The sequence below is a fragment of the Parabacteroides faecalis genome (assembly GCF_022809355.1).
Lineage (GTDB): Bacteria > Bacteroidota > Bacteroidia > Bacteroidales > Tannerellaceae > Parabacteroides > Parabacteroides faecalis.
The window spans coordinates 18,867-28,618 of record NZ_JAKZMM010000050.1 but is presented as its reverse complement, the minus strand read 5'-3'; the positions used below and the strand labels follow the sequence as shown (position 1 = coordinate 28,618).

Annotated in this window: 7 protein-coding genes; 5 read left to right on the top strand and 2 right to left on the bottom strand. The window is 43.0% G+C overall.

Going from position 1 to position 9,752, the window contains the following annotated elements; genetic code table 11:
* The first annotated feature begins 287 nt into the window (after window positions 1–287).
* Both MUN53_RS15410 and MUN53_RS15405 read left to right on the top strand, forming a co-directional pair.
* The gene (locus MUN53_RS15410; RefSeq protein ID WP_243326389.1) at window positions 288–1,202 is read left to right on the top strand and encodes a dihydrodipicolinate synthase family protein; all 915 of its coding nucleotides are present in this window, start codon (window positions 288–290) and stop codon (window positions 1,200–1,202) included.
* A gap of 163 nt (window positions 1,203–1,365) precedes the next feature.
* Window positions 1,366–2,610 (top strand): MFS transporter, encoded by a 1,245-nt coding sequence (locus MUN53_RS15405; RefSeq protein ID WP_243326388.1) that lies wholly within the window; start codon window positions 1,366–1,368, stop codon window positions 2,608–2,610.
* Window positions 2,611–2,709: 99 nt separating this feature from the next.
* Here the strand turns inward: MUN53_RS15405 and MUN53_RS15400 are convergent, their stop codons facing one another.
* A complete protein-coding gene (locus tag MUN53_RS15400) occupies window positions 2,710–4,071 on the bottom strand; it encodes a TrpB-like pyridoxal phosphate-dependent enzyme (RefSeq protein ID WP_022455895.1) in 1,362 nt (453 codons plus the stop codon).
* A 135-nt stretch (window positions 4,072–4,206) separates the two neighbouring features.
* Between MUN53_RS15400 and MUN53_RS15395 the strand changes: the two genes are divergently transcribed.
* The 3 genes from MUN53_RS15395 to MUN53_RS15385 all read left to right on the top strand — a co-directional run bounded on the left by MUN53_RS15395 (window position 4,207) and on the right by MUN53_RS15385 (window position 7,609).
* Window positions 4,207–5,436, top strand: coding sequence for a hypothetical protein (locus tag MUN53_RS15395; protein WP_243326387.1), 1,230 nt, complete (start codon window positions 4,207–4,209; stop codon window positions 5,434–5,436).
* A gap of 66 nt (window positions 5,437–5,502) precedes the next feature.
* Window positions 5,503–6,717, top strand: a complete 1,215-nt coding sequence (locus MUN53_RS15390) for a DcaP family trimeric outer membrane transporter (protein ID WP_243326386.1) — start codon at window positions 5,503–5,505, stop codon at window positions 6,715–6,717.
* 4 nt (window positions 6,718–6,721) lie between these two features.
* Window positions 6,722–7,609 (top strand): SDR family oxidoreductase, encoded by an 888-nt coding sequence (locus MUN53_RS15385; RefSeq protein WP_243326385.1) that lies wholly within the window; start codon window positions 6,722–6,724, stop codon window positions 7,607–7,609.
* A 515-nt stretch (window positions 7,610–8,124) separates the two neighbouring features.
* Here MUN53_RS15385 and MUN53_RS15380 read toward each other — a convergent pair.
* Window positions 8,125–9,627: a potassium/proton antiporter gene (locus MUN53_RS15380; RefSeq protein WP_243326384.1), complete on the bottom strand. Its 1,503-nt coding sequence runs from the start codon at window positions 9,625–9,627 to the stop codon at window positions 8,125–8,127.
* Window positions 9,628–9,752: the final 125 nt, after the last annotated feature.

Below are 9,752 nucleotides of genomic sequence, written 5' to 3'. Positions count from 1 at the left end.
AATGGCAGGATGGAATTCTGATTTCCTCGTAGAACTACTTGATGCAGACTGGAATCCTCCTTGTAATAAAATAGATTCCAGTAAAAAATGATTGTAATGCGTCAGCCCTGCTAATGTGGTAAAGCTTTCCGACAGATGTCAAATAATTAAAAGCCCGTATCTTTTCTACCTATTTTTTAATTTTCTGTCTTATTCTTTCCTTATTTCGTGTATAAAAACGATAAATTCTCTTTTATTATTAAAGATTAATATGTATGTTTGCGGTAACAATAAGAAAAAGTAGAAATATGGAAAAGATAAAAGGACTTATTGATGCTCCGTTTACTCCCATGTTACCTGATGGGGAAGTAAACTATGAACCCATTCAGGCGTATGCAGATTTATTGGCAAGAAACGGGCTGAAAGGTGTTTTTATCAACGGTTCCTCCGGAGAAGGTTACTTGCTTAGCGATGAAGAACGGATGAAACTGGCTGAAAAATGGATAACAGACGTTCCAAAAGACTTTAAAGTCATCGTACATGTCGGCAGCACGTGCGCAAAATCCAGTCGCAAACTGGCAGAACATGCTGCAGAGATAGGAGCATGGGGAATAGGAGCGATGGCAACTCCTTTTCCAAAGATCAACCGGGTAGAAGAGCTTGTCGCGTATTGTAAGGAAATAGCTTCCGGCGCTCCCCAATTACCTTTCTACTATTATCATATTCCGGCTTTCAACGGAGCTTATCTATCCATGACTGCTTTCTTGGCTGCTGTTGACGGGGTTATTCCTAATTTCGCCGGAATCAAATATACTTACGAAAGTTTATACGAATACAATCAATGCCGTTTATATAAAGACGGCAAATACGACATGCTTCATGGGCAGGATGAAACCTTACTTCCGTCATTAGCTATGGGCGGCGCACAAGGTGGTATTGGTGGAACAACCAATTATAATGGCCGAGAATTGGTGGGTATATTGGAAGCATGGGCCGCAGGTGATTTGGAAACAGCCCGCGAAAAACAGAACTTTGCACAAGCAGTCATCAATGTCATTTGTCATTACCGTGGAAATATCGTTGCAGGTAAACGAATTATGAAGCTGATAGGTTTAGATCTGGGTCCGAACCGTGTTCCTTTCCAGAACATGACCGACGAGGAAGAACGGAAGATGAAAGCTGAGCTGGAGGCCATTCATTTCTTTGAAAGATGTAACAAATAAGCATAAACAAAAGGCTTGTCAGGCCATTTTGATCTATTAATACTTAAATAAACTCCTTGGTTTGTCTATTAAATCAACGTGAGCAGTTCCTTTCGTTGAAGAGATAAACAAATAGATTCCTAACTTGAATCTAAGTTAACAACCAACAAATGATTGTGCGTGTATGAAAAAACACAAATATTATCCTTGGATCGTAGTAGGGCTACTTTGGATTGTAGCTTTATTAAACTACATGGACAGACAGATGCTTTCCACAATGAAAGCAGCCATGATGGTAGATATAGCAGAATTGCAATCGGCTGCCAACTTTGGCCGGTTAATGGCTATCTTCCTTTGGATATACGGATTTATGAGTCCGATTGCCGGAATGATAGCCGATCGCATCAATCGGAAATGGCTCATTGTGGGAAGCCTGTTTGTGTGGTCTTTCGTTACACTCATGATGGGATATTGTTCCGACTTCCAGCAACTTTATTACCTGCGTGCGATCATGGGTATCAGTGAAGCTTTGTACATACCTGCAGCATTATCGCTTATAGCAGATTACCATACTGACAAATCCCGCTCATTGGCAGTAGGATTACATATGACCGGTTTATATATCGGACAAGCGTTGGGCGGCTTCGGAGCTACAATTGCTTCGTCTTATGGTTGGGAAACAACATTCCATTGGTTCGGACTGATCGGTATTGCCTACAGTATTATCCTTATCCTGTTCATGCATGATGTAGAAAATGAATTCATACGTAAAGTCTCCCAGAAACCTGAAGAAAAACTGTCAGCCAAAAACCTGTTTGGAGGCATAGGAATGTTAATGGCTAATATTTCTTTCTGGGTTATCCTGTTCTACTTTGCCGCTTCCAGTCTTCCGGGTTGGGCAACCAAGAATTGGTTACCTACCTTATTCGCCGAGAATCTGAATCTGGATATGGCAGAAGCTGGTCCTTTATCGACATTTACCATAGCCTTTTCTTCCTTCGTCGGTGTTATTGCCGGTGGAATCTTATCCGATAAATGGGTACAGAAGAATATCAAAGGAAGAGTTTATACCGGAGTTATCGGCCTGGCTCTGACCATTCCTGCATTATTGCTGCTGGGATTCGGACATAATCTGTTTCTGATCATGAGCGGCGGACTATGTTTTGGTTTGGGTTACGGTATGTTTGATGCAAACAATATGCCTATTCTTTGCCAATTTGTTCCCGCCAGTCAAAGAGCCACCGCATACGGTATTATGAATATGACGGGAGTTTTTGCCGGAGCTCTGATCACGTCCTTCCTGGGAGAATCGATGGATGGCGGACATTTAGGCTACGACTTTGCCTTGCTGAGTATTGTCATTGCCGTGGCTGTCTTGCTACAATTATTCTGTTTACGACCGAAAGTCAATAACAAGACCGACGAATAAATTCCGATCCTTCTTATAAACAAGAAAATCCCTGAGATATCAGAACTGATTGATAAAGTTCCTTATCTCAGGGATTTGTATATTCGTTATGACAAAGTATCAGATAATATGTTCCAGTTCACTGATATTCTTCTTTACTTCTTCATCTGTTACCTCATAATTCCGGAGATCTCCAGCCAGGTACATATCATAAGCTGCCATATCAATTAAGCCGTGGCCCGACAGATTGAACAGGATTGTACGAGGTTTTCCTTCCAGTTTTGCCTGGTTTGCCTCGCGGATTGCCGTAGCGATAGCATGAGATGATTCGGGAGCCGGAATAATTCCTTCACTCTGGGCAAATAATGTAGCAGCCTGGAAGGTTTCCAATTGCTGTATATCTACAGCTTCCATCAGTTTGTCTTTCAATAACTGGCTGACAATAGATCCTGCACCATGATAACGCAAGCCACCGGCATGAATATTGGCAGGAGCAAAGTTATGTCCCAAAGTAAACATCGGAATCAGCGGTGTATAACCAGCCTCATCTCCGAAGTCATACTGGAACTGACCGCGAGTCAGCTTCGGACAAGAAGCCGGTTCGGCAGCTATAATACGAACATCCTTGCCTTCTTTCAGTTTATGACGGATAAATGGGAAGGAAATACCGGAGAAGTTAGAACCACCACCAAAGCAACCGATCACTACATCCGGATATTCTCCAGCCATTTCCATCTGCTTTTCAGCTTCCAGACCAATGACTGTCTGATGCAGCATCACATGATTCATGACACTACCCAACGTATATTTGCAGTTAGGTGTACTCATTGCCAACTCAACTGCTTCGGAAATAGCAGTACCCAAGCTACCTTGATAATTCGGATGATCAGTTAGAATCTTTCGTCCGGCACGTGTACTCATACTGGGAGATGCTATTACTTGTGCTCCGAAAGTCTGCATGATCGAACGGCGATAAGGTTTCTGATGATAGCTGACCTTTACCATATAGACAGCCAATTCCAATCCAAATGCCTTGGCTGCATACGAAAGAGCAGCACCCCACTGACCGGCACCTGTCTCGGTTGTAATATTGGTTACACCTTCCTGCTTGCAATAATAGGCCTGAGCCAAGGCAGAATTCAGTTTGTGTGAACCGATCGGGCTAACACTTTCATTCTTGAAATAAATATGAGCCGGTGTATCCAGTGCTTTCTCCAAACCGTAAGCGCGAACCAAAGGAGTAGGGCGCCAAACCTTATATAAATCACGAACTTCTTCAGGAATCTCAATCCAAGCATCCGTTGTATTCATTTCCTGATGAGAAGCCGCCTTCGAGAACAACGGATACATATCTTCTTCCGTCAGCGGCTTTTTAGTTTGCGGATTCAACATGGGCATGGGTTTGTTTTCCATGTCTGCAACAATATTATACCATGCAGTAGGTATGTCCTTTTCCTCTAATAAAAACTTCTTTGTGTTCATCTTATTATCGTGTTAACAATTTATTCAGCTTATTTCATAGGCAAAGGAACAAATAAAATTCCTTTATTCAAATGAATTTAAAAGAAATATATATATTTGGGGCGTAAACAGAAATAATTCGTAACAATTTGAATCATGAAACCCTCTATTCTATTACTATTAGCCACCTTATGCTTTAGTATCCCTATCAAAGGACAAAAGGCTAACTTCTCGTATAAATTCTATGGTTTCGTACGAGGTGATTTGTTTTATAACACACGGGCAACCATGGCTCCCGTCGATGGAAACTTCTATCTGTATCCTTTGGATAAACTTCCGGATGCAGAAGGCAAGGATATCAATGCCGGTCCCAACGGCAGTTTCTATACTTTTACCACCCGATTAGGATTGGATGTCAAAGGTCCTCAGGTCGGAACCGCGAAGACTTCAGCAAAAGTAGAGACAGATTTTGGCGGATTCTCCAAGAATGTGGCTTTGTTACGTATCCGACAAGCATACGTAGCCCTCGACTGGGAAAAACATCAGTTATTGATCGGACAAACCTGGCATCCGTTGTTTGGTTCCGTTTTCCCGGATATTCTGAATCTTTCCACCGGAGCTCCGTTCCAACCCTTTAACCGAAGTCCGCAGTTACGCTATCAATATAAGACAAAAGAGATCACTTTAACCGCATCGGCTATTTGGCAAATGCAATATACTTCCAGCGGACCAGACGGAATGAGTGAAGATTACATGAAGAACAGTTGCGTGCCCGAATTCTATCTCGGTGCAGATTGGCAGCATGATAATGGATGGATTGCCGGCGCCGGTGCCCATTTGATTTCTCTTTCACCCCGTAAACAATCGGAATGGAAAGGAAAAATCTATAAAGTGAATGAACGGATGACAACCACGTCCTATGAAGCACATGCGAAATACACCGGAACTAATTTTACGGTAGCAGCCAAAACGTTGTTGGCCTCAGCACTGGATCATACGGCACTCTTAGGAGGATATGGCATTCATTCTGTTGATTCCAAGAATGGAAAGCAGGAATATACGGCTTTCCGGCAATCAACTTCGTGGATCAACTTCACCTACGGACAGAAATGGAAACCGGCTTTGTTTGTCGGATATACCAAGAATTTAGGTACCGGACAAAGCCTGGCCGATACAGAAACATTATATGGTATGGGATTGGATATTGATCAGTTGCTCATTACCAATTTAAATTTATCCTATAACCTACCACATTGGCAATTCGGCTTCGAAGGATCTGTTGGAACAGCCTGGTATGGCGATGTCAATGCCCGTAACGGACGCGTAGAAAATACACATACCGTGACAAATTTCCGTATTTTAGGGCTGATGATGTACTATTTCTAAGCCAACAAAGTCCTATAAATACAAAATAAAAGGCTACTTTTGCACCGTCTAAACAATGGTTTGAATATGAACAGGAAATGGTGGCTGGCAGGATTATTGTTCTGTCTGGTGTTTACAGGTGCTGCACAAAAGAAAAACTTCACGTACAAATTTTATGGACAAGTCAGAGGAGATTTGTTTTATAATTCAAGGGCTAACGGAGAAATTGTAGATGGTTTGTTTCATCTTTATCCGAAAGATCATGCCTATGATGCGGATGGAAACGACTTAAATGCACAATCTAACAGTAGCTTTTACTTATTATATTCTCGCTTGGGTATTGATATGACGGGACCTTCCATCGGGAAGATTGCCACATCTGCCAAGATTGAAACAGACTTTCGCGGAACGGGTACTTCGTTTGCTATTCTGCGTATCCGTCATGCCTATGTAAATCTGGCCTGGAAGCAATCGGCTTTGCTGTTGGGACAAACCTGGCACCCTTTCTTTGGTGATATTTATCCGCAGGTATTGAACCTGAATACGGGTGCACCGTTTAATGCTTTCAGCCGGGCTCCGCAGATCCGTTATCGTTTTGACAACGGACACTGGCAACTGACCGGTGCGGCTCTTTGGCAATTACAATATCTGTCGAACGGACCGAACGGGAAAAGCGAAGAATATATCAAGAACAGTTGTATCCCGGAATTCTATGCCGGCATCGATTACAAACATGAAAACTTTCAGGCGGGTATCGGAGCTGAAGTTTTATCCCTGAAGCCTCGTACACAGAATACGGTTGATGGCAAGGTGTATAAGCTGGATGAACGGATCACATCCATGAGCTTTGAAGCACATCTCCGGTATAAAACGCCCGACTGGTTAGTAGCCGCCAAAAGTACGTTAGGCGAAAACATGACACATACCTGCATGCTGGGCGGTTATGGAGTAACGAGTATCGACGACCGGACTGGCGAACAAACCTACACACCGTTCCGGCATTCGATGACATGGCTGAATGTTGTTCACGGACAGAAATGGAAACAAGGCCTTTTTGTCGGCTATATGAAGAATCTGGGTACAGGCGAAGACATCATCAATCAGTACGGAACTGGACTGGAAGTCGGACAATTACTGACTGTTGATCTCCAGCTTTCTTATAATTTGCCTCATTGGAAATTCGGACTCGAATACAGTCCTTCGACCGGCTGGTTCGGTACAGCCGACAACCGAGGATGTATTCACGACACACATACTGTAACCAATCACCGTATATTAGCGGCGATGATTTATATGTTCTAAACGTATGAAGAAAGTCTTGATTATCGGAGCCAACGGCTTTGTAGGGCGGCGTATCCTGACGTTCCTGACAGGAAAAGGATATGATCTGACCGCAGTCTCCCTTCATGCCGACATACAGCCCCAACCGGGCTATCGGTTTGTGGAAGCAGATGTCAAACAAACAGATGCTATCCGTCAGTTGATCTTATCCGTACAACCAGATGCCGTGATCAATGCCTCAGCCTTATCTGTTCCGGATTACTGTGAGCAGCATCACGACGAGGCGTATGCCATGAATGTAGAAGCAACTGCCGTTATGGCCCAGGCTTGCCGGGCATGTGGAACACGCTTCCTGCATTTATCGACCGACTTCGTTTTTGAAGGGAAAGAAGATTGCCTGCATCAGGAGGAAGACCCGACACAACCGGTCAATTATTATGGCGTCACCAAACGGGAAGGAGAGAAGCGTATCCAAGAGATCTGTACCGATTATGCCATCCTTCGCGTTGTCGTTGTCTATGGAAAGGCATTACCCGGACAACATGGTAATATTTGTCAGCTGGTGAAAAACAAGCTCTCTGCCGGACAAACTATTCGGGTGGTTGCCGATCAGTGGCGAACGCCTACTTGGGTAAGTGATATTGCCGAAGCCGCCGAACGGTTGATTCATCACACCAAGTCGGGTATTTATCATATCTGCGGAGCAGAATACCTCTCGATTGCCGATATGGCTTATCGCGTAGCCGATTATTTCCATCTCGACCGTTCCCTGATTCAGCCTGTAACTACCGAGGAGATACAGGAAAAAACTCCGCGCCCCCGTTTCAGTGGCCTATGTATTGAGAAAGCCCGTCTGGAAATAGGTTATACTCCCCATACGTTTGAAGAAGGACTGGCAGAAATGAAAGACTGATTCACAAATAGCGTAAGCAGAAAAGACAGGATTCTTAAAGGAAAACGAACAAATTGATCTTGAAATTCATTTTCTGCTAACGCGCAAAAATGAATTTCCCGAACAAAATCTGCAAGAAAAGAGGGCCTTTTCCTGAAATTGCCTAGGTTTATCCACAAAACTCGTTACTTTTACAAACAAATACGCCGGCTTTTGATGAAAAGATAGGCATGAATTTTTGATTTCTTCGGCATGAATTGGACGAAAAAAGGCGAGAAAATCGGGAAAATCCTTCGGTTTTGGCCGGAAAAAGGAAGTAATTTCCTCTTTTCAGGGCTTTTTCTGTGTATTTTCTTCAGAAATCAGAACTCATCCAAATAGAGGATATCATACTTACAACCAATTATTTAAGGGTAAAAAACAACGTTTTAACCCCTTCAAAACGCTCCTATTTTCAAACACATCGTACACAGGTCCGAAATACGCCCGTTTTGAAGGGGTTTCATTGACATTTTGACAATCTGAACAAATTGTCACTATTCGTTCTTCTTGAATGTATATTTCTTGACGCCTAACTCTTTATACGATTCAAGCAAAGCTTTGTCGTCATCCGAAATCATCAGGATTTTATCATCCTCTTTCAATACCGTATTTCCTTTAGGAATAAAATACCGGCCCTCCCGTTTCACCATCACAGCCAGGGTATGATCCGGGAGTTTCAAATCCATCAAACGGTTACCATGAGCCAACACTGCCGGAGTCAGGTCGATTTCACTCATCACACTGCGGATATCTTCCGACAATTCGATACCGAACTCTTCCTTGAGTACTGGTTTATCTATCAGCTTCAACTTCCGTGCCATATAGGTCACCGTAGTTCCCTGAACCAGCAACGAAAGAATGGTAATAAAGAACACGATGTTGAAGAAAACATGAGCGTGTTCGATCCCGGCCAGCAACGGATAGGTAGCAAAGATGATCGGTACTGCACCACGCAAACCTACCCACGAGATATAAACCCGCGCCCGCCAGGAGAAATTCCGGTAAGGAAGCAGAGAAATAAAGACACTCAGCGGACGAGCCACCAGAATCATAAACACACCAATAAACAAACCGATATGCGTTACCGGTATCAGTTCATGCGGATTCACCAGTAAACCTAACGTGATGAACATCACAATCTGCCAAAGCCAGGTAAATCCGTCGAAGAAGGTACCGATACTCCGTTTATGAACAATCTTGGAATTACCGAAAATCAAACCAGCTATATAAACAGCCAGATAACCATTCCCCTTCACCAACGTAATAACCGAAAACGTAAAGAACGAACAAGCCAAAATCAAGATCGGATACAAAGAAGCATTATCAATATCAATCTTATTGACCAACCATACAATGGCTTTTCCAAACAGGAAACCGCCAATCGCACCGATCACCAACTGCAGTACTAGCATCAAAGCCGCCTGCGGAACGCTCATGCCTCCCGACTGGATAACGGCAATCAGAATCAAAGTCAGCATATAAGCCATCGGGTCATTACTACCACTTTCCAATTCCAAGGTCGGACGAAGATTCTCCTTCAGCAAAACACCTTTACTGCGCAGAATGGAGAAAACCGAAGCCGAATCGGTTGACGACATGACCGCCGCCAATAACAATGATTCCGGGAAAGTCAAGGTAACATATTTCGATGCCATCATCGAAATAACATAAATAAATCCTCCGGTAATGAATGTAGTTAGTAAAACACCTACCGTTGCCAGGACAATCCCTTGCGAAGCAATGGGTTTGATTTCAGCAACCTTCGTATCCATACCACCCGAGAACAGAATAATACTCAACGCCAAGACACCAATAAACTGTGTCAGCTTCGGGTTATCAAACTGAATACCCAATCCGTCGCTCCCGAACAACATACCGACACCCAAGAACAACAACAAGGCAGGTAAACCGAAACGATATCCAGCCTTTCCGGCAAAAACACTGAATATTAAAATGACCGACGCAACTAATAAGATACCTTCAGCACTTTCTATCATCTCTAAAAATATTAAAATTAGAATTATACGTAAATTACATGTAAAGTAAACGAAAAAAATCAAAGAAGAATCACTAACTTTGCATAAATCTCATTATTAACCTAAATATGAACAAAAAACATTTG

Bases quoted from the DNA above. Each gene is read 5' to 3' on its own strand.
- MUN53_RS15410 (WP_243326389.1), top strand. From the start codon at position 288: ATGGAAAAGATAAAAGGACTTATTGATGCTCCGTTTACTCCCATGTTA.
- MUN53_RS15405 (WP_243326388.1), top strand. From the start codon at position 1,366: ATGAAAAAACACAAATATTATCCTTGGATCGTAGTAGGGCTACTTTGG.
- MUN53_RS15400 (WP_022455895.1), bottom strand. From the start codon at position 4,071: ATGAACACAAAGAAGTTTTTATTAGAGGAAAAGGACATACCTACTGCA.
- MUN53_RS15395 (WP_243326387.1), top strand. From the start codon at position 4,207: ATGAAACCCTCTATTCTATTACTATTAGCCACCTTATGCTTTAGTATC.
- MUN53_RS15390 (WP_243326386.1), top strand. From the start codon at position 5,503: ATGAACAGGAAATGGTGGCTGGCAGGATTATTGTTCTGTCTGGTGTTT.
- MUN53_RS15385 (WP_243326385.1), top strand. From the start codon at position 6,722: ATGAAGAAAGTCTTGATTATCGGAGCCAACGGCTTTGTAGGGCGGCGT.
- MUN53_RS15380 (WP_243326384.1), bottom strand. From the start codon at position 9,627: ATGATAGAAAGTGCTGAAGGTATCTTATTAGTTGCGTCGGTCATTTTA.